The sequence below is a fragment of the Ruegeria sp. AM4 genome (genome assembly GCF_056540665.1).
The window spans coordinates 99,262-119,409 of the sequence record NZ_JBQFXD010000010.1; the positions used below are offsets into that span (position 1 = coordinate 99,262).

Here is a 20,148-nt window from a genome sequence, read left to right on the forward strand (position 1 = left end):
AGCCTTTTTTGATACAAAACGTCTCAATAATTGCGATCAGGGAGGTAAGCAATGGAGATCGGACGGAAACTAAGTGGTATTTCACGGCGGGATTTTTTCCGTGTGGCCGGGCGTTATGGCATGAGCTCGACGCTGCTGGCGGCTGGCGGCTTTGGCGGCGCGATGAGCCTGGCGAATCTGGCGCAGGCAGCCGAATCAACCTACGAAAAGCGCTTTTCGAAAGAGCCGAAGCACACACTGAAATTTGGCGCTTCGGGTTTCAATACACGCAATCTGCTGATCGAGCGCGCGGGCGCGATCGAGTTTGCGCGGGATCTGGAAGAGCGTACAGACGGTGAGATTCGGATCGAATTCATTGGCGACAACCAGATCTGCGGCCAGCTGAGCTGTGTTGAAAAGACCCAGCAGGGGATCGTCGATATCTATGCGGCCTCGACCCAGAACTCGGCCGGTGGTGCGCCATATCTGAATGTGCTGGACTATGCCTATATGTTCCCCAGCCGCGCGGCGCAGTACCACTTCTTCTATAGTCCTGCGAGCCAGCGCATTCTGCGTGACCCGTTAGAGAAACGGCACGGGCTGAAGTTCCTGTTTACGCATTGCGAACTGCGTGGTCTGCAGATGGGGTCGACCTTTGCCGACAAGCCGACGGTCACCAAGCTGGAAGAACTGTTTGGCACCAAAAACCGTGTGACGGGTACGCAGCTTGGCCGAATCGCCATGCAGCTGCTGAATCTGAATCCTGTTCCGGTGGCATGGGAAGAAACACTTGATGCTCTGAAAACCGGTCTGATCGATGGCGCCGAAACCTGGGCCTCGGCTGTGGCTTACGCCAACATGTCGCCGGTGGTATCGCAGTCGGTTAACCTGAAGTTCTTCTGCGGAACCGAGCACACCTCAATGTCCGCCAAGGTCTTTGACGGGCTGAGTGGCGAATTGCAGGATGCCGTCATGGAATCGTCCTACTTTACGCAGGCCCTGATTCAGGGCGCGAACGAAGCGGCACTGCTGAACACAGTTGGCTTCTCGGACCCGCAACTGCCGAACACGATCTTCGCCGAAAATGGTGTGCGGCCGGCTTTCCTTGCCGATGATCAGATCAAACTGGCCGAAGAGATGTGTGCGCCGAACTATAACCCCGAGCCTTGGGCGCAGTGGCGTGAGCGTCTGAACAAATGGGCAGGCGGCATCGACACCTATCAGGAGATCTACGACATCGCGCGTGAGATCCCCGCAGACACAATCGCGGAAAACGTCGAGCCGCGCCGTTGGTGGAGAGGCGAAGCCTAACCTAAACTCAATACGAACCGGCCCGTGTGGGCCGGTTCCACCAAACACCGACTGGGAGGACGGGGTTCATGTCATTTTGGGCAGATGTCGGCTCGATATTCAGTGCGTTGCTCACCTTCGATTCATTCGAGATTCAATCCGCGCTGGAATCCGACGCAACATGGGTTGTGGGCGCAATTGTCTCGGCCCTGGGCGGGCTTCTCATCATGTGGATTTACCGGAAAGTGCCGTTTGTCGAACGTCACTTTGAACGGGCCGTAATGGTCTATTCCTACCTTGCGATTGCCTTCATCATCTTCTGGGGGGTGATCGACCGGTTTGTGTTCAACGATCAAGAGCCTTGGTCGACCACTATTCCTCCACTCCTATTTATGGTGATGGCGTGGTTTGGGGCGTCGTACAACGTCCGCCTGCGCACACATCTGAGCTTTAGCGAATTCCGCACTTCAATGCCGCGCGGTGGGCAACTTGCTTGCCTGTTTCTGGACGCGGTGCTTTGGTACATCTTCGCGGTCATCGTCATCGTCACCACCACTCGACTGGTGGCCCTGTCGGCGTCGAACTTTCAGATCGTTCTGGGGACCGACAACATCATGCAATGGTGGTTCCTTCTGGCCGCGCCGCTGTCCTTCTTTCTCATGGTTGGACGGGTGTTTCAGAACCTCGCAGATGATTTGCACAACTGGAAAACTGGCGAGCCTCTGATCAAGCAGGCCGTGATCGGAGCAGACTGATGACAGACGGAACCATGGTCACACTGATCTCGCTTGGGGTCACCTTTCTATTCATGCTGGGCGTACCGGTTCTGCTGGTCATCGGCTACTGGGTCATCGGCTGTTCGTTTGTCCTTGGCCTGACGCTGGACAACATGGGCGCCGAATTGCTGAATGTGTTCAACAAAGGGTTCGCCCTTCTGGCGATGCCGCTGTTCATCCTGACCGGAGACCTGATCAACAAATCCGGCATCGCGCGGCGGCTCAGCGATTTCGCCTATGCCTGTCTTGGTTGGATACGCGGCGGGTTGGCAATGGCATCGCTTGGCGCTTGCGGATTGTTCGCGGCGATCTCGGGGTCCAACTCGGCCACAACCGCAACGATTGGCTCGATGCTGCACCCTGAGATGGTCAAGGGTGGCTATGACGAACGTTTCAGCGCGGCTACTGCGGCGGCGGGTGGAACGGTCGGTATCATCATCCCTCCGTCGATTATCTTCATCGTCTACGGCTTCCTGATGAATCTGCCGATTTCCGAGCTGTTCGTGGCGGGTATTCTTCCGGGCGCGCTCATGGTTTTCGGCATGCAGTTTGCGTGCTGGATCATTTGCCGCATAAACGGATGGGGTTACCTTATTCCGCTACAATTGAACCGGGTGCTCAAGACCGCATTTGGCGCCTGGCTTGGATTCTTCGCCATCGGGCTGGTGCTGTGGGGCATCTACACGGGCAAGTTCTCTCCGACCGAGGCAGCGGGCGTGACCGTTGGCTTCTGCGTGATCGCAGGGTTGGTCAGCTACCCAATCAACCGGATCATGGGCGCGCGCAACGACATACCGCCAACCGAAAAGAGCTTTGCCGAGATGTTCGTCGTCGAAGGCTTCACGATCCCAGAGATCCCCTCGATCGTGATCCGCTCGGCCCAGATCACTGGGATCCTTGCACCGCTGATCGCGATTTCGGTGGTGATGCAGCAGATCCTGTCCTTGTTGGGTGCGCAGCAAACCATCGGGGATTTCGTGACCTCGATGGGAGGCTACCATGCGGTTCTGTTTACCTCGATGGTGATCGTCTTCTTTTCGGGCATGGTGCTGGAAAGCCTGCCGGTCACGATTATCCTGGCCCCGATCCTTGCACCGATTGCGGCTTCGGTTGGAATTGATCCGATCCATTTCTCAGTGATCTTCCTTGTGGGCGCTTCGATTGGCTTCATCACACCTCCCTACGGGCTCAATCTATACGTGGCATCTGGGGTGACGGGCGTTCCCTACTTCCGTCTGCTTCGGTACACCGTACCCTATCTGGCGGCGCTGATATCAGTGTGGATTTTGATCTCGCTTGTGCCCGATCTGGCCTTGATCCTGCTGCCAAATAACTAGACTGTTGCGGGATGGCCGTAACGGAAACACAAGACAAAGAGGCTCAGATCCCGACCAACTTGCGCCTTCTCCTTATCCTTGAGGAGGTGGCGCGGCGCGGGGTCGCCGTTAAACCATCGGACCTGATCGAAACACTCGGGCTGGCGAAACCAACAGTTCACCGCCTGTTGCAAACAGCCGAAGCCGAAGGGTTTCTGCAGCGCGATCTGGATGGCCGCTCATACGGTCCTGGACATCGATTGCGGTTGCTTTCGGTCAACACGATGTCCTCCGAGCATCTGCGTACGGCCCGTCTTGCGATCTTGCGCAGCGTGGCCGAGCAGGTGGGCGAGACCTGCAATCTCGCCATCCCGGACCGGGAAGGGATGATCTATCTTGACAGGGTCGAGACGAAATGGCCTTTGCGCATTCAATTGCCCGTCGGTACGCAGGTGCCGTTTCATTGCACTGCCAGTGGCAAAATGTACCTGTCCACATTGCGGCAGAAAACGCTGGATGGTTTCCTTTCGGCAGGCAACCTGCAACCTCAGACCGAGCGTTCTTTGATCGACCCCGACGCCTTGCGTACAGAAATCCTGCGCATCGCAGAAAGCAACTACTCTACCGATGATGAGGAGTTCATGACCGGGATGTCCGCCCTTGCCGTTCCTGTTCTGGACGGGCAACGCCGCCTGGTGGGTACACTTTCGGTTCACGCCCCAACGCAACGCCACGAGGTCAAAAGCCTATTGTCGTTTCTGGGCATTTTGCAGAAAGGTGCGAAAGAGCTTTCGGCTCTTTTGGCTGAGTGATTATCAGCTGCGACGCCAATTCAATTCGATTGGGCTTTGGAGCCGACTACCGCTTCTATCAAGCTCGGTCGCAAGTCTTTTGCCCGCCAGGTTGGTCGTTCTCGGAGAACAGGCCTTGAGGCGGGAAGGGCGCCTGGTATGCCTTCGCACATGACTAAACGATCGCCCTTCAAATGCATTACCCAAAAACGCAGAGGAGCTTTACCGCGCAAAGTGTGTCGTCAAGGACGATAACATCCGGCGCTCAATCCCTCTGCGACGATGAGTTTTGGCGACTTGTTTTGGTTTGAAAAGATTGGCGCCCACTGCGACCCACTTGGTTTCGTCCGGTGTGGCGCCGAGGTCTATCGATGGCGGTCCGTTGCGGGGACAGGCAGGACATCCGAAGGTGCCTCGGGCAAGCCTTCTTCAATCTCGGGTGCGGGCGAGATCCTGGTGAACCTGCCACTGATCGAACCCAAAACCAATCCGCGGATGCGCAGTTCCTCTGCGCTGCAGATATACTCGAACTCGTAATGCCGGTCTTGCCCTTCGAGTTTCAAATCGTTGTTGGAGTTGAGCGATCCGACGCTGCGATGGCCGTCTGAAGTTACGAAATCACCATAGCCGCGCGCGACGTCGCGATCTTCGCAGACGTAGAGATTGGGGCCGCTGCTGCCCCAATATCCCAAAGCGGCGTTGAGGTTGTAGACGGTCTGCGTGCGAACCCAGTTGGTGCCCTCTCGCGCTATGACGTCAGAGGCAAAGGGCTGATCTGATCGAAAAAGCCCGCCCGGATAAAACGTCCAGACCGGGGGCGGGTGATTCATGTACAAAACTTCGGTCCCGTGGACGGTGGATTCAGTCGGCGGCACCCAGGTTTCGTCGCGCCAGCGCCCTACCAGGCATTCGTCAAACGCTGTGAGCAGATTTGTACAGCTTCGTCGACATGTATCACCCACGCGGTCCGCTCGGATACTGTACCTTGATGTGTCCTTGTCGACGCCAAAACTGGCCAGAACCAGTTCCATGTCTTCATCGCAGCGCGTATCGATAATCACTTCGCTGTCAATTGGAATCCACGACCCGTCCGGATCGCCGTTCGGCAGGATATCGGAGAGGAAAATTGTGCCGCCGTCCTTGGGCACAAGCCGCCATTGACCCGGTGCTAGGACCAGCGTCGTACGCATCAGTTTGCCCAGAGGCACTTCGATACCCATGGTCTGATCCTCATCAAGCCGGTATCTGGCGCGAGGATTGCGATGACTGGGCGTCAGGGTGCGTCCGTCGGGCAAGCGGATCTGATAGGCGGAATACAACTTGGCGAAATCGTACCAGCGTTCGGCCTCCATCAGGCGGTTGATTTCTCGTGCATTATCGACGCTGCGTTCGATACCTCGCATGAATGGCAGGATCGCAGGCGGGCCATCCTTGGCCGCCATCCAGGCAAAGAATGGCCATGCGGTGTATTCAAGCTCGGTGAAGTCTTTGTCGTCTGCCCAGAACTCGAACGCCACTAAATCCACCATGGGTGCATTTGGGATCGCAAATTGACCGAACCAATCGGCTGCACCCTCCAGATACCAGTATCGAGGGTCGGGTTCAGTGGCCGTGCCCCGGCCCGCAAAGCTGTCGCCAAGATGTTTGCGCACGATGCAGTGAAAAATCTCGTGTGCGACGGTACGTTGTAAAATGAGTGGATCGTCGGTGAACATATTGGGGCCGATGGCGATGTTGCAGCGCGACCAACTCACGCCCGAACGATAAAAGGATTCACCGTCAGCTTTTGGATGGCGTGTTTTGCTGACAACCAGTTTGACGACTTTGCCAAAGTCTATCTCGGATCCCAGCAGCTTTGCGGCGACCATCGAGTGGCGGATTGCTTCTGTTATGGCCTCCACACCTGCAGGGTTGTCCGGCGCGCCGACTTCGATACCGATTTCAACATGAATGCCGGAGCTTTCGGGATCGTCCTCCCAAATGCGAAAGCTATCTACGACTGGCCAGGCACACATCGATGTTCGGAAATCGAGGAACATCGATTGGTGTGGGAGCACTCTTGGGTCAAGTTCCGGTGCGCAGGGTTCAAGGTCCTGCCCCGCTGCGGGTGAAGCCATGACCACAATGGCAATTGCTGCGGCCCGGATGGGGTTCACGGCGCGCCACATTTGAATGTGGTTTCGCCCATGAAGTCGGAAACGGACTGCAAGAATGCCTGCGCGGCCCCGACGCCTTGTGTGGCGGCAATCTGCTGGCTGGTGATCTGACCGGCAAAAAACTTGGCGACGGTATCCTGCTGATCCGCCTCAAACATGCTATCTGCGACATCCTGCATGCAGTTACAGGTCTCAGTATCCCATGTGCCGCGCGCACCACAGGCCTCGGCGATCGGGGCAGCTTGCATGCTAGTGGCAAGAAGAACGAACATGGTCGTGATGGCAAGGCGCGTCATGTCAGGTTTCTCCTCATTGTTCCAAGACACAGGCAGGGCCGTTCAACAATTCGGTCATTGGGTCAGGGTTTTCAGAGGAATAGTGCAGCGTAGCGGTCTGCCCGCCCAGGAACGTGACCGTGTCAGCGCCTTGTTGAATAAAGTCAGCCATAGTCGCTCGCGCTTGGCTGTCGAGCGTACAGCGCGTTGTCTCGCCTCCAAGCCCCTTCATGGTGACGACGCAATCATCGCCTTCCGGACCCGCGACCGATCGACCCACGGTGCCGCGTACCAATGGAACCCAAGCGTCCTGCTCAAGCGGAGTGCAAGTTTCCAGGGCAGCAAGATACGCCGAAGCCTCACGCTGCACGCGCAGGCTACCGAAGAAGTAACTTACCAAAACGGCTCCGATCGCCACTATTGCGGCCAGAATGACAGCGACGCGAATGACCCACTTCATCGAATTCACCCGGCAAAATTACATACTCTGAATTGCCCAATGGTATTATGAAATGCCGTGCGCATCAATGTGCAGGCGATTTCCCGAAAGCCGGAACCAAAGCTAAGACGGTCGCAGCTGGCCCGATTGGTGTCCGCTGCCAGCTCAATTGGGGCGTCGCCAATGGTTGCGGCAGTCGGGTCGGATCCAAACCCGCAGAATTCCGCACAGATGGTCAAAGGCCCGTTTTGAAGAAATCAGTGTCGCGGCGTGAAGAAGCCAAAGAAGATCCGCTTGGAGCTACTGTCGGATTTGCATGTCTTCGCGCGTCCTTGCACCATTAGGCTTATGCAAGGAGGCGAGGATGATATACGCAATCACTATCTATGGGGAACCCGGCGTGTTTGAAACGCTGCCCAAAGATCGTCAGGACGACGTGATGTCGGGCCACGGAGCGCTGCAATCGGCGTTGACGAACCGGGGGGCGTTCGTGTCGATGAAGCTGATGCCGCCAACATCTGCCGTGATGGTTGAACCAGCCCCGACCGACGGCGCGGCACCGCTGATCACCGACGGTCCGTTTGCAGAGACGAAGGAGAATTTCCTTGGGTTTTATGCCGCCGAATTCAAAGACCTCGATGAAGCTCTGGAATACGCAAAGATGATCTCGTCTCCTGTCGCAAGGCTCGAGGTGCGGCCGGTTGCTTGGGCTGGTGGCGTGATCTCGTCGGAATAGACCGTGTCGGACTGGCTTGAGGCGACATTTTCCCTGCACCGACCGCGCGCGCTTGCGGCCCTGACCCGATTGTTTCGGGATATCGACACGGCCGAAGAAGCGTTTGCAGATGCTTGCCTCAAGGCTCTGACGGTTTGGCCCAAAGACGGTGCGCCGCGTGATCCGTTGGCGTGGCTGCTGACGACGGCACGTAATTCGGGCCTTGATCATCTGCGTAAGTCCCAGCGCCGCGCCGCGATCCTGTCGCGCCATAGCGAGGAGTTTCAGCTGATGCCAGCCGAAACACCGGACCCTGATGAGATGCGGGATGACGTTTTGAGGTTGCTGTTCATCTGCTGCCATCCGGAACTCGACCGGCGGGACCAGATTGCGATCGCGCTGAAGGTGGTTCTGGGGTTGAGCGTCAATGAGATTGCCCGGGGGTTTCTCGTCAAGCCCAAAACGATGGAGCAGCGGATCACCCGAGCCAAGAAGAAAATTTCGCTTAGCCCCGTCGCCTTTGAAACCCCAACTCCGGCAGAAAGGGGCGCACGGTTGGGGGAGGTGTCCCTGATGGTCTATTTGATGTTCAGTGAGGGGTGGTCGACCTCGACCGGTCCGAAGCAAATCAAGCTGACTTTGTGCGAGGAAGCGATCCGCCTCGCCCGTCTACTTGCAGCACTGTTTCCGGCAATGGGTGAACAGGCCGCCTTGCTGTCGCTTTTGCTGTTTCAACACGCCCGGCGGGATGCGCGTATTGATCCCGGGGGCAAGCTTGTGGCGCTGGACGATCAGGATCGAAGTCTATGGAATCGCGCGGACATCGCCGAGGCGACGGCCCTTTTGCAAAAGGCCCAACGAACCGGTCATCATGGCGTCTATATCATTCAGGCTGCAATCGCGGCGACACATGCCCATGCAGACTCGGTCGGAGACACGGATTGGGCCTCGATCGAAAGCCACTACGCCGCCCTCTACGCATTACAGCCGACGCCTGTCGTCCGACTCAATCAGATTGCGGCGCAGGCCAAACTGCATGGCCCGGATTATGCGTTGAAAGCGATGCAGCCTCTGGCACAGGATTTGTCCAGTTACCGCTGGTTTCACGCGATGCGCGGGGGGCTTTTACAGGAAAAAGGTGATCACAGTGCAGCGATTGCAGCCTTTGAAACGGTAATGACGCTCGGCCCGACCGCCCTGGAACGTCGCGCGATCACAGAAAAAATTATGGTTAGCCAAGAAATTTTGCGCCGCGTGTAGGGAACACTGTGCTTCGCGCGTCCTTGGTTCAGACCCGTATGTGGCGGGCGCAACCAAGGGAGATGCACATGAGTATTCTTGAGATGACCACGGTCGGAAACTCCGGTTGGATCGGGCATTCCGGTCCCGATCAGGGCAAGGCCAAAGCGTTCTACCAAGATGTGCTGGGCTGGACGATCAACGACATGCCCATGCAGGACGGGTCGAGCTATTCTGCGGCCGTTGTGGGCGAAACCGCCATTGGTGGTTTCTCTCCGATGCCAGAGGATCAGGGAAGCTGGACGATCTTTTTCACTGTCGCCGATGTGGACGCCAGCGTTGCCAGCGCAAAAGCCAAGGGTGCAACGGTCGTTCAGCCTGCGATGGATATGCCTGGGGTCGGCCGCATGGCCACGCTGAATGACCCGCAAGGCGCGCGCTTTGCGCTGATTACCTATGAAAGCATGGCGTCCTGAACGTGGTCAGAAGGGAGGGTTCAGATGGAACAGTTTCCGCAAATCGCGCTGGTTGTCACAGCCATTTTTGTGTTGATGAGCATTCCGATGGCGATCGCCGTCGGTGTGCGTCGTACCAGGACCGGGATTTCCTTGCTTCACGGCGAGGATGAGAGCCTGCTGCGGCTGATGCGGGCGCATGGGAACTTTATCGAGTACGTGCCGCTTGCCTTGTTGGCGCTCGCAGGGGCAGAGATCGCCGGAACCCCACCCTGGCTGGTCGCCGCCTGTGGTGGCGTTCTTCTGCTCGCACGCCTCATGCACTATTTCAGCCTGAGTGCGACTGTGAACGGAAAAGGGCGTGCGGTTGGAGCGGCGCTCACGACTCTGACCATGCTGGTGCTTGCGCTGGCGATCCTCTGGCAACTTTGGATAGCCAACTGATGCCCGTCGATAACGTGCTCAATGCCCGCATGCGAGACAATTTGGCTGCGCATGCGGGCATTTCCAAATAGCGAACCGTGGGCGGCATAATTTTTTGATCACGTCAGTGTCTCAGCATTAATATTTCCTTGAAGCTAACGCAGCGTCACGTTCCTGTGGGTAACGCTGCCGCCGATCGCCTCGCGCCATGCTTGACTGTTTTGTAAGGTGCGAGCGCCTTGAAAAACAGGGATTGGACGGTTGGTTCAGCAGTAGGGCAGAAAGGATAGGCCTTTTATGTTGACGCCGCGCTTGGCAGGCGCAAAGACAATGGGGACGCGACGCGAAGCAGGGCGAGTGCGCTGAAATCAGTCCCTCAGCGGTCGCATTCGTTACGACGATGGTCTGTTGATTTGAAAGCCCGATACTAGCCCATTACCAACTTTATGCTAACATCAGTGCGTTGTTTCATGTTTGTCGCCGGGTGGTTTTTATGTTTCGAAGATGCGGTTCGCAAAGCAAAGTCCGTCGTCTGATATTGGCAATTTGTTTCTCAGCTTTTCCGGTTCTGGCCGGGGCCAAAGGCGACCATGTCGCTCTGGTGATAGGCAATTCCGCTTACCAGCATGTCTCTGATTTGCGTAATCCCTCAAATGACGCCGAGGACATTTCGAAATCTCTGAAACGCATCGGGTTTGACGTCACCGAAGGGCTGAATCTTGATTACAACAGCATGCGTATTGCGCTGCGCGACTTTGCCGAGGCAGCGGCGACAGCGGATGTCGCGTTGTTGTATTTTGCGGGGCACGGGATCGAAATCGAAAACACGAACTATTTGATACCGGTAAATGCAACGCTCAAAAGCGATCGCGATGTTGAGTTCGAAGCTATCCAACTGAACGCCATCGTCAATTCGATCTCGGACTCTCCCGGTCTCAAAATCGTTCTCGTTGACGCCTGCAGGAACAATCCGTTCTTAGCTCAGATGACGCGTGTTTCCGATACGCGATCAATCGGACGCGGTTTGGCGGCGGTGGAACCGGGTGGAGTTGTCGTCGGATATGCCGCCCGAGGCGGAACTCTGGCGCAGGATGGGGATGGCAGAAATAGCCCATATGCAAAGGCGCTGTTGGAGCATATCGAGCAACCTGGTCTTGAACTGGGCAAAATGTTCCGCCGGGTCAGGGATCGTGTTTATCAGCTGACCGACGGTTTCCAGGAACCTTTCATATATGGCTCGCTTCCGGGCAAAGATATTTTCCTGGTGCCCAGCGTGGAAACAGCCCTACTGGAGCCGCCGAAAACACAGGTTGCAACAGCGCCTGTTCCACAGCCATCGCAGATAACGCGCCAGGATGTCATGGCGGCGGCCATGAAAATCAATACGATGCGCGGATGGAATTTGGTGGCCCAGAAATACCGCACAGCCTCGATAGTCGAACCTGATGCGCTGAAGCGAATGGCTGAGATCAATCCAAAATGGATTGCAAAGCGCGGAAACCTGAAAAGCCTGGAAGATGCTCTGTTGCCGGATCGCGCCGCCAAAACACAAGTACAGGAAGGCCTCAATGATACTGGGATTGACGTTGGCACGGCTGATGGCGCGTTCGGACCTAAAACCCGTGCGGGGCTCAAAGCGCTTCAAGCCGCAAACGGGCTTGAGCAGACCGGTTATGTCGATCTGGCGATTTTGGCTATTTTGAGACTGGGATCACAGCAAGAAAGAAATGAAACTTTCATCAGTAATCCGTTCGCAGGGCGTCAAAACATAGATGAATTGGAGTTGCTCGGAGAATCCGAAGAAATAACAGAAGTTCTGCGATGCCTTGGACTACGGCAGAGCGTTTATGGCAAATTTGGCGGCCACTTTTATATTGTGATGAAGCACTCGGGCAATGTCCAGATTGCGCGCAGCCTCGCTCAGAAATGCGGGGTAGATCTCGCTTCGATCACGTCAGCCGAGGAAAACGCGTTTGTCGTCAGAATGATCGAAAATGACCCGGCATTCTTTGAATTAGGATACGATAGCAGAACCAATTACAGTTACAAAGCAGGGCCTTATATTGGATTCAGAAAGGACCCGAAAGAAGGAGACGCTGTTATCGGCTGGCGTTGGTACGGCGGTGAGCCAGTGACCTACACAAATTGGTTTCCTTCCAAACCAAACAACACTCACGGAAAGGGTAAAAAGGCCTTTGCGCAGTTTTGGTATCAACAACGCGGGCGTCGCGATCTGAGCAACGTGGTGGCATCGAAATGGTTCGACGGGTCGGGTAATAATGTGCGTTCAGTCGTACTGGAAGGAAGCCTGAATTGATGCTTTGGAACGGAAATCACTCTACCTGCTGACCAAAATACTGCATTTCGACCAATCTGAGCCAATGAATTTGTTCGGAAAATCACCAGGTTCAAAAAAATACGATTGTCTGCTGCCATTCGTCGTGACATGCGTGAGCGCGAGCGTGCGGTCAGACAAACGAGCACCGATCGCGCGCTTGAATGCACCGTTTCCATAAGCCAACCGACCTGAATAGACCCCGTCGCTTTCATAGCTGAGCTTTACCCGTCGCGAATTGCCTGTCCCGGCCTCTCCGGGGCATTTGACGGTAACGATCTTCCAAACGCCTTCCAACAGGTTGGGGCTTTCGACCGCCCGCCTCAGAAACGAACATGCTGCGGTTGGTTGAGCCCGCAGCACATTCAGCGTTTGGGCATTGTCCAAAGAGGCCCCGCCTTCGACCCCAGAAAGCAGAGATGCGGCCAGATCATAGGCGTTTCGTGTTTGGGCACCTATCACGCCGTCGGGTTCACCTGCGCCACAGCTCAGTCGATTGAGCTCTTCCTGAATCGAGCGGACAACCAAAACGGTTGGCATCACCGCGTCGCCGAACTCTCCCAACGCGATCTTTCGCAGCTTGTACGCCTGCGCAACGCAATCCGGATCGGCACCGCATTCATCACGCGAATTGCGCCAGTTCATTTGTTCTACAAGGGCTTGCCCGCGGGGTGCGCCGCCTCGGACAATCTCGAGACGTTTTTGAAACAGCTCTGATACCTCGCTGTCGTATGCGAGAAGGTCGGGGTCGCGGCAGATCAGAGATTGTGTTGCGTTCTTCGGATTTCCGCACCATTTCGGCAGGTCGACGGGTGGCGGCGTCTGAGTGGTGTCTTTGCGATACCGTTCGGCGATGGACAAAGCCAGCGCGGCGTAGGCGGTGTCTGGATAGGTATTTGCAAATGCCTCCAACGCGTCCGGCGACGTGCTTTCGCGAAAATCATCCCAAGCTGCCTCGGCTTTTTCATAGGTCGACTGAGGCGTCGTTGCACTTTGCTCCGTTGCGATGGCATGCGTCGGTTTCGGCGGGGACACGAGGTAGATGTCATGGCCTGGTAACGACCCATAGGTAAACGGTTCCTGATAGCCGTCCGTCAACTCGAATACGGTGTCCCGCACTTTGCGGAACATTTTTCCCAATTCCAGACCGGGTTCTTCGATGTGGCGCAGAAGAGCTTGGGCATAGGGGCTGTTGCGACCGCTGCCGTCCAGCGCAAGTGTGCCGCTGCGCGCTGCATAACCCACCAAAACACCGCTCGGATCTATGCGCGCAAGCCCATGACCAATGGATCGTGTGGCGGACGTGCGCGTCATGTTGGGGACGAAGGGGTTGTTGCGGCATGCGTCGATCAGAATGATCTTCAGACCGTCGCTGCCGGAAACAGAGCCGATCAGCGTGTCCAAACGGATCGCCTCAAGATCTATGTCCCGATCACTCTGCAACTCGGCGTCCACCGGTATCAGATAGTTGGTATTGTCAATTTCAATGCCGTGACCTGCAAAGTAGATGAGCACCACTTTGGCATCTGCCGCGGCTTCGGCGAAATCACGGATCGCGATACGCATCTCGCGAAAACTCAAATTCGACCCTCGGGTCACGTCGAACCCGATGCGCTCAAGCGCGTCGGCCAAGTCGCGGGAGTCATTGAAAGTGTTCGGCAAGCTCGAGACACGCTCGTATGTGGAATTGCCAATTACAAGCGCAACACGCCCGTCCTTGGCGTTCGACGCCGCAGCAAAACAAAAAAGACCAGCAATGACCAGAAATTGTAGAAGAAAACTTGTGTGGCGAAAGACAGCAATCATACTACAAAACCTGAACCAATCCCGTCGAACATTGCCATAATACAACATCATATGGCATTTTTCGATGGTCGAGCGCTTCGTTGCGGAAACTGGACACAGTTCGGAATCAAATTTAGATTGAAACATAAGGGTTCATTTGTCGGTAGTTTTGTTTCGCGAGGCATCGTGTGTGGTGCAGTAGGTTTTCAAAAAACGCGTTAATTGCAATTTTGATCGCAGTTCTTTTGCCGGGCGGTAAATTTGCGGCTGCCAATGAAAACAATACCCCAGACACGACCGAGGAGGTCGTATTCGTACCTCCGAAAATGGGAGCACCCAAAGAGCGAATGGGGGCGGGGACGCGGGACTCTGCTTTGGATAGCGAAAATGCCGGTCTGTTGTTGCTGGCGCCCGAAGACGGCGGTTTGACGACACTGGCGACGCCTCCGCTGGTTTGGCATTTGGAAACCGGGCACCGGGGCGATTTGGTTTTTGCGCTGAATCCGGTTGGATCGCCGGGCGACCAGGTGCTGATCACCGGTCCTTTCCCACCGGGCTATTACGGTCTGGATCTGGTTCGGCTGCGGCAACAACTGGAAACCGGCAAGATTTACGAATGGCAAATTCTGCTTCTCGGCAAGAATTCAGATACGGTGAAGGCGCGTTCGACGCGTCTTGTCGAACGTGTTTCTGAGGAGTTGAGTTCTGCAAGCCCGTCCGCGGATGGGTTGTGGTTTGACGCATTGTCGCCCCTGGTCGAAATCAGTCTGAGTGGTCGCGCTCGACCGGTGAATCCCGAGCAATTCGAGCAACTCCTGCGTTCAGCCGGAGTAGGTTATTGATCACTAAAAGCCAAAAACAAGCAGGCTCGATGACTTCATCGCTTTTGCCGAATTGGCAACGTTGGGCGCTGGCCGTATCGATCAGCTTGATCGCCGGAAGCCTGATCGTGGCCCTTCAGAACAAAGGGGCGCTGGAGCCTCTTGAGCTTGCTCAGTACGATTGGACCACATCGGCAATTGCGAAAAATACGCAGGCCGAAGATGTCTATCTGGTTTCTATATCAGACCAGGACCTGGGCGAATGGGGTTGGCCCATACCGGACGCCCAGCTTGCGCAAATCATAGAGAATCTGCTTGAGGCCGGCGCAGCCGCCGTTGGGGTGGATATCTATCGGGATGTTGCTTCCGGTTCCGGGCGTGAAAATCTGCTGGAAGTTTTGGATGATCCCCGGGTCGTCGTGATCTCGAAATTGCCAGATGAAAGTGGTACAGGCATTGCCGCACCGCCCGGGGTGCGGACAGGATTTTCCGATATACCCATTGATCCTGACGGCGTGGCCCGCCGCGCCTTGCTGCTGGTCAGCGATGCACAAGGGATTTCCCTGTCTTTTCCGATGCAATTGGCGGCCGAATTTACGCGTCGGCCCGCGCTACAAAGTGACCCGGACGATCCGCGCAATTTGATGTTCGGAAGCACGGTGACACCCGCTTTGAAACCCGGTTCCAATCTGTTTCGAAATGTCGATACGTCCGGCTATCAGATTGTCATCGACTATAAGAACGCGCTGCCCAACGTGAACCGGATAGCTGCTGCGGAGGTACTGGCCGGGCGCGGCATGGAACCTATTCGGGAGAAGGTGGCAATCATCGGCTTAACCAGCCAGTCGGTAAAGGACTATTTCGGGACACCTCTTAACCGCTCGACCGGGGCAAGTTTCACTTATGGCGCTGAAATACAAGCGGCCATTTTCCAACAACTGGTTGGCTACACCGGCGGCAAACTGTTGCCGCTACACTCTTTGAGCAGTTTGATATCCTCGATATTGATTTTTGCCGCGGTCTTTGTCGGCGCAATGGTCGCAATGTTTGTTCGGGTCACGGCGAACTCCATCGGTCTCGCCCTGTTTGGCGGCGCGGCTTTGATCCTTGCGATGTCGTTGTTTCAAAAAAGTGCCCTCTTGCTGCCTGTCGCACCATCCGCGTTGGGTTGGTTTCTGGGATATTTGTCTGCATTTGCGATCATCTCTGGCGTTTCACGCAATCAACGGCGCGCGATCGTTCAGGTTTTTTCCTCTCATTTGTCGGAAGAGTTGTCAGCAGAGATTTGGAAGCAAAGAAAAAGCCTTTTGACCGGTGGCAAACCAAAATCCCACCGGTTGTTTGTTACAGCGCTTCTTGCTGACATCGAAGGTTCAACGCGGATTGGGAATTCAATGGACGCCGAAAGCTTTATGTCGTGGGTGTCGCGCATTCTGGACAGACTGGGTGAGATTGCCCGAAAGCATGGAGGTTTCCTCGAGAAATATACCGGTGACGGCATTCTTGTGATCTTCGGAGCGCCCATACCAAGTGATAGTCAAGAGCAGAGACAAGAAGATGCCATTGCTGCCCTGCGGTGCGCTCAGGACATGCGGGCTGCTGCGCTGGATCTGAATCGCGGGACCGATGGCGTGCAAGATTACCGATTGCGCATTGCTCTGAATAGCGGCGAAGCCTTGGGTGGAACTTTGGGGGTAAGCGGTTCGATGCGCTACAACGTCATCGGAGATACCATAAATGTCACTGCAAGGCTTGAACGTTGGATAAAATCGCTGGATGCGGAGGCTGACGGAATGCGCCCTGTTTGCATGTCAATGCAGACTGCATCGACCATAGATCCTCAGAAAGAGTGGCCCATCTTTTCCAGTTTTGTTCACGACGACGGTGTCACCAAGATTGAGGTTGTCAAAGCACACCAAGATCCAAGCTGATCGATTTGGCGCCGGATCGAAACGTTGCCGAATTGGCAATTAACGCCAATAAAGCTCAGACGGGCAGGTGGCGCAAAAAGGCGTGGAAACCTCACGTCTCCCTAGCTACGAAGAGAGGGGTTATGCACTGCATTGGGCGTGCGTAAGCCGCGTTGAGGTCGTGACATTTTCAAGATTGCGCGGGGGCCGCGCTGCCGTGCTGTACGAACCTGGCTTGGCGATAGCAGCAGTGCTACTGGCCTAGCTGAGACTGCCTCGAATTCGTCCGGCAGCTTGCCCGTTACCCAGACAATGCTTCTGGTTGCAATTCGCGCCATCGGTGGCAGGTCACGGCGTGATCGGCCTCGCAGGTTTCCATAGGCGGCTCTTCGCGTTTGCAAAGATCGATGGCAGAAGGGCAGCGTGTATGAAACGGGCAACCGCTGGGACGGTTCGTCGGTGACGGGATTTCGCCTTCAAGTTTCTGGGCTCTGCCGCGATCATCCGGGTCCAAGGACGGGATGGCTGAGAACAGCGCCTTGGTATAGGGGTGACGCGGTGACTTAAACAACTGGCGTGTTGGCGCGCTTTCGACGATCTGTCCCAAGTACATCACCGCCACATGGTCACAGGTATGCGCCACAACAGACAGGTCGTGGCTGATGAACAAATAGGTCAAACCCATTTCGTCCTGAAGTGACTTCAACAAGTTCAGAATATCGGCCTGAATTGACACATCCAGCGCGGCCACGCTCTCATCAGCCACTACGAACCGTGGTTTCGACACCAGCGCTCGGGCGATCGAGATACGCTGTCTTTGCCCCCCCGAAAAAGCGTGCGGAAAGCGACGCAAATGTTCCAGGTTCAAGCGGCACAACTCGGCGATTTCGCGAACGCGTTCATCGACCTCTTCGCGCGAGTTGCACAGCCCCATGACCTCAAGCGGTTCGGCGATGATGTCGCGCACCGTCATGCGCGGTGACAGGGCGGCATAAGGATCCTGAAAAATCAGTTGCGCGCGGCGGCGGTATTCCTTCAGCTCGGCACCGGCAAGATTGCCTAGATCGTAGCTGACTTCGCCGTCATCATAATGGGCGGTGCCATTGCTGATCGGCGCTGCATTCAAAAGGGCGCGTCCGAACGTTGTTTTGCCCGAACCGCTTTCGCCGACAACCCCAAAGAATGACCCTCGGGGGATCGATAGCGAAACTTCGTTAACGGCCATGAGGACCCGCTTGTTGAAGATCTTCCCGCCGACAGGGAACCCAACCGACAGGTTCTTGGTTTCGATCAGATTGTCACTATTCATGCCGGTTGTCCCTCATGGCAGAGATGGCAGGCCGTGCGGTGGTTTTCGCCGGTATCGGCCCAGCCTGGGACAACCGTGCGACAAACGTCGCCGATTATCTTTCCGCAGCGGGTATGAAAAACGCAGCCCTCGGGCCGTTCCAGCGGCGAGGGGATATCGCCCGGCACCGGCATCAGAGGCCTGTCCAGATCGTCAAGCTGGGGCAAAGCATCAATCAACCCTTGGGTATACGGGTGATAGGGGTTTCGGATCACCTCGCGCACCGGGCCTTGTTCGATCATTTTCCCCAGATACATCACCGCCACCTTGTCCGCCGTTTGGGCAACCACGCCAAGATCGTGGGTGATAAAGATGATCCCCATCCCAAATTCGCTCACCAGATCCTTCATCAGATCGATGACCTGCGCCTGGATGGTCACATCAAGTGCGGTGGTGGGTTCATCAGCGATCAACAGCTTTGGTTTGGTCGACAGGGCCATGGCGATCATTGCCCGCTGCCGCATGCCGCCCGACATCTCGAACGCGTATTGGCCGAACCGGGTGGACGCATCGGAAATTCCGACGCGATCCAGCATTTCGACCGACAGTTCGCGCGCCTGTTTCTTCGACATGTCCGTATGGATCAAAAGCTGTTCGACCATCTGGCTACCGATCGTCATCGCAGGCGCGAAACTTGCCATCGGTTCCTGAAAAATCATCGAAATGGCGCCGCCGCGCACGATCTCCATGTCGCGGGGGCGTTTCAGGCTTAAGACATCCACCGGACCGCTGTCGAGATGCAGTGTTATCTTACTGTCGGGCGCGTAGACCGCATTGCCGGGATTAAGCTTCATCAGGGATTTCGCCGTTACGGACTTGCCTGATCCGCTTTCGCCCACAAGACCCATGACTTCCCCCGGTGCCAGCGAAAACGACACGTTATCGACTGCGGTTATCAAGCCCTCATCGGTCTTGAATTGCAGCGTCAGGTTTTCGACGTCGATCAGACTCATTTCCGGGTCTCCGAATAGGGATCGGCGGCATCGCGCAACCCGTCTCCGACGAAGACAAAGGCCATGACCAACGCGATAAAGAAGAGGACCGGAATGAAGTACCAGTGATAGTTCAGCAGAACATCCGCCTTGGTCACATTCTGCAACATGACGCCCAGAGAATTCACCGGATCCTTGAGCCCCAGCCCGATAAAGCTGAGCGCGGTCTCTGACAGTACGACGTAGGGAAACGAAATGACCAGATCGACGATGATATAGCTGGTAAAGCTGGGAAGAAGATGCCGTCTGATGATGTGGCCTGCGGGCGCGCCGCAGAGCTGCGCAGCCAGCACGTATTCCTGATTGCGCTCGGTCAACAAATGGGTGCGCACCCTTCGTGCCAACGTTGGCCACCCAACCAGCCCCAGGATCAGCGTAATGACGAAAAATCGCGTCTCGGCGGACCATTCAGGCGGGATAAACGCGGCAATGGCCATAAAGAGGGGGATAGACGGCACCGTCCTGACCGCGTCTGTGATCATCTGGATCACGCTATCGATAGCCCCGCCGTAATAGCCCGCGATCCCGCCGATCATGAGGGCCAGAACAAACGAAATCACAACGCCCAGTGTCCCAACCTGAAGCGATGTCCAGACGGCGTGCAATGTACGCGAAAATATATCCTTGCCCGCGCTGTCGGTTCCAAACAGATGAACATATCCCTGATCCATGCCGAACAGATGGACATTGCTCGGAATGAAGCCGAACAGCTTGTAACTGTCACCGCGCACGAAGAACTCAACGTAGCGGCGCTCGTCCTCGTTTATCTTCTCGACCCAGCGGAAATTGGTCGCCAGAGACCTTTCGCGCGTCACGGTGTGCAGGAACGGCCGGATTGAGCAGCCGTTCTTGTCGCAGAATTTCGGAATTTGAGGGGCACCGTTCAGGTAATCCTTGTCCCGACCTGCCACCGTGGGGTCATAGGGTGACAGGAATGGCGCGAATAGGCCGGACAGGATCAGGACAACCAAGACCGTGGCTGCAATCATCGCGGCGCGTTGTTTTTTGAATCTGGCCCAGATCAGCTGTCTTTGAGAGGCCGTGAAATAAGCTTCTTTGGCCTTCTGATCGTCGACTTTGGTGGAGGCTTTTGCAGACATGGA

At 56.0% G+C, this 20,148-nt stretch carries 18 protein-coding genes; 11 read left to right on the forward strand and 7 right to left on the reverse strand.

Annotated features, from left to right (window positions below; genetic code table 11):
- The first annotated feature begins 51 nt into the window (after nt 1–51).
- From ACR0JA_RS17320 to ACR0JA_RS17335, 4 genes are all read left to right on the forward strand, one after another.
- Nucleotides 52–1,290, forward strand: a complete 1,239-nt coding sequence (locus ACR0JA_RS17320; protein ID WP_480577666.1) for a TRAP transporter substrate-binding protein — start codon at nt 52–54, stop codon at nt 1,288–1,290.
- Nucleotides 1,291–1,358: 68 nt separating this feature from the next.
- A complete protein-coding gene (locus ACR0JA_RS17325; protein ID WP_480577669.1) occupies nt 1,359–2,024 on the forward strand; it encodes a TRAP transporter small permease in 666 nt (221 codons plus the stop codon).
- Nucleotides 2,024–3,382 (forward strand): TRAP transporter large permease, encoded by a 1,359-nt coding sequence (locus tag ACR0JA_RS17330; RefSeq protein ID WP_480577672.1) that lies wholly within the window; start codon nt 2,024–2,026, stop codon nt 3,380–3,382. Before ACR0JA_RS17325 ends, ACR0JA_RS17330 begins: the two co-directional genes overlap by 1 nt.
- Nucleotides 3,383–3,393: 11 nt before the next feature.
- Nucleotides 3,394–4,173, forward strand: a complete 780-nt coding sequence (locus tag ACR0JA_RS17335) for an IclR family transcriptional regulator (RefSeq protein WP_480577675.1) — start codon at nt 3,394–3,396, stop codon at nt 4,171–4,173.
- A gap of 344 nt (nt 4,174–4,517) precedes the next feature.
- Here the strand turns inward: ACR0JA_RS17335 and ACR0JA_RS17340 are convergent, their stop codons facing one another.
- Genes ACR0JA_RS17340 through ACR0JA_RS17350 form a run of 3 tightly spaced genes read right to left on the reverse strand, consistent with a single transcriptional unit; the run spans nt 4,518 to nt 7,043 of the window.
- Entirely contained in the window at nt 4,518–6,308 is a 1,791-nt protein-coding gene (locus ACR0JA_RS17340) for a hypothetical protein (protein WP_480577678.1), read from the reverse strand.
- Nucleotides 6,305–6,604, reverse strand: a complete 300-nt coding sequence (locus ACR0JA_RS17345) for a hypothetical protein (RefSeq protein ID WP_480577681.1) — start codon at nt 6,602–6,604, stop codon at nt 6,305–6,307. Before ACR0JA_RS17345 ends, ACR0JA_RS17340 begins: the two co-directional genes overlap by 4 nt.
- 13 nt (nt 6,605–6,617) lie before the next feature.
- Complete coding sequence (locus ACR0JA_RS17350; protein WP_480577684.1) at nt 6,618–7,043, reverse strand: hypothetical protein; 426 nt, start codon at nt 7,041–7,043, stop codon at nt 6,618–6,620.
- A 343-nt stretch (nt 7,044–7,386) separates the two neighbouring features.
- Here ACR0JA_RS17350 and ACR0JA_RS17355 point away from each other — a divergent pair, with 343 nt between their 5' ends.
- From ACR0JA_RS17355 to ACR0JA_RS17375, 5 genes are all read left to right on the forward strand, one after another.
- On the forward strand, nt 7,387–7,758 hold the full coding sequence (locus ACR0JA_RS17355; protein WP_480577687.1) for a YciI family protein: 372 nt from the start codon (nt 7,387–7,389) through the stop codon (nt 7,756–7,758).
- Between the two features lie 3 nt (nt 7,759–7,761).
- On the forward strand, nt 7,762–8,997 hold the full coding sequence (locus ACR0JA_RS17360) for an RNA polymerase sigma factor (protein WP_480577689.1): 1,236 nt from the start codon (nt 7,762–7,764) through the stop codon (nt 8,995–8,997).
- Between the two features lie 68 nt (nt 8,998–9,065).
- Nucleotides 9,066–9,452, forward strand: a complete 387-nt coding sequence (locus ACR0JA_RS17365) for a VOC family protein (protein ID WP_480577692.1) — start codon at nt 9,066–9,068, stop codon at nt 9,450–9,452.
- A gap of 24 nt (nt 9,453–9,476) precedes the next feature.
- Nucleotides 9,477–9,875, forward strand: a complete 399-nt coding sequence (locus ACR0JA_RS17370; protein ID WP_480577695.1) for an MAPEG family protein — start codon at nt 9,477–9,479, stop codon at nt 9,873–9,875.
- A 472-nt stretch (nt 9,876–10,347) separates the two neighbouring features.
- Nucleotides 10,348–12,171 carry a caspase family protein gene (locus ACR0JA_RS17375; protein WP_480577698.1) on the forward strand — a complete coding sequence of 608 codons (1,824 nt, stop codon included), beginning with the start codon at nt 10,348–10,350 and terminating at the stop codon, nt 12,169–12,171.
- A gap of 21 nt (nt 12,172–12,192) precedes the next feature.
- Here ACR0JA_RS17375 and ACR0JA_RS17380 read toward each other — a convergent pair whose 3' ends face one another.
- Nucleotides 12,193–13,995, reverse strand: a complete 1,803-nt coding sequence (locus tag ACR0JA_RS17380; protein ID WP_480577701.1) for a caspase family protein — start codon at nt 13,993–13,995, stop codon at nt 12,193–12,195.
- Nucleotides 13,996–14,321: 326 nt separating this feature from the next.
- Here ACR0JA_RS17380 and ACR0JA_RS17385 point away from each other — a divergent pair, with 326 nt between their 5' ends.
- Both ACR0JA_RS17385 and ACR0JA_RS17390 read left to right on the forward strand, forming a co-directional pair.
- Nucleotides 14,322–14,816 (forward strand): DUF928 domain-containing protein, encoded by a 495-nt coding sequence (locus ACR0JA_RS17385; protein WP_480577841.1) that lies wholly within the window; start codon nt 14,322–14,324, stop codon nt 14,814–14,816.
- A gap of 29 nt (nt 14,817–14,845) precedes the next feature.
- Nucleotides 14,846–16,726 carry a CHASE2 domain-containing protein gene (locus tag ACR0JA_RS17390; protein ID WP_480577704.1) on the forward strand — a complete coding sequence of 627 codons (1,881 nt, stop codon included), beginning with the start codon at nt 14,846–14,848 and terminating at the stop codon, nt 16,724–16,726.
- A gap of 280 nt (nt 16,727–17,006) precedes the next feature.
- Here ACR0JA_RS17390 and ACR0JA_RS17395 read toward each other — a convergent pair whose 3' ends face one another.
- Genes ACR0JA_RS17395 through ACR0JA_RS17405 form a run of 3 tightly spaced genes read right to left on the reverse strand, consistent with a single transcriptional unit; the run spans nt 17,007 to nt 20,145 of the window.
- Nucleotides 17,007–18,014 (reverse strand): ABC transporter ATP-binding protein, encoded by a 1,008-nt coding sequence (locus ACR0JA_RS17395; RefSeq protein ID WP_480577707.1) that lies wholly within the window; start codon nt 18,012–18,014, stop codon nt 17,007–17,009.
- Nucleotides 18,011–19,006: an ABC transporter ATP-binding protein gene (locus tag ACR0JA_RS17400; protein WP_480577710.1), complete on the reverse strand. Its 996-nt coding sequence runs from the start codon at nt 19,004–19,006 to the stop codon at nt 18,011–18,013. The genes ACR0JA_RS17395 and ACR0JA_RS17400 overlap by 4 nt, the downstream gene beginning before the upstream one ends.
- Nucleotides 19,003–20,145, reverse strand: a complete 1,143-nt coding sequence (locus ACR0JA_RS17405) for an ABC transporter permease (RefSeq protein ID WP_480577713.1) — start codon at nt 20,143–20,145, stop codon at nt 19,003–19,005. The genes ACR0JA_RS17400 and ACR0JA_RS17405 overlap by 4 nt, the downstream gene beginning before the upstream one ends.
- Between the last annotated feature and the right edge of the window lie 3 nt (nt 20,146–20,148).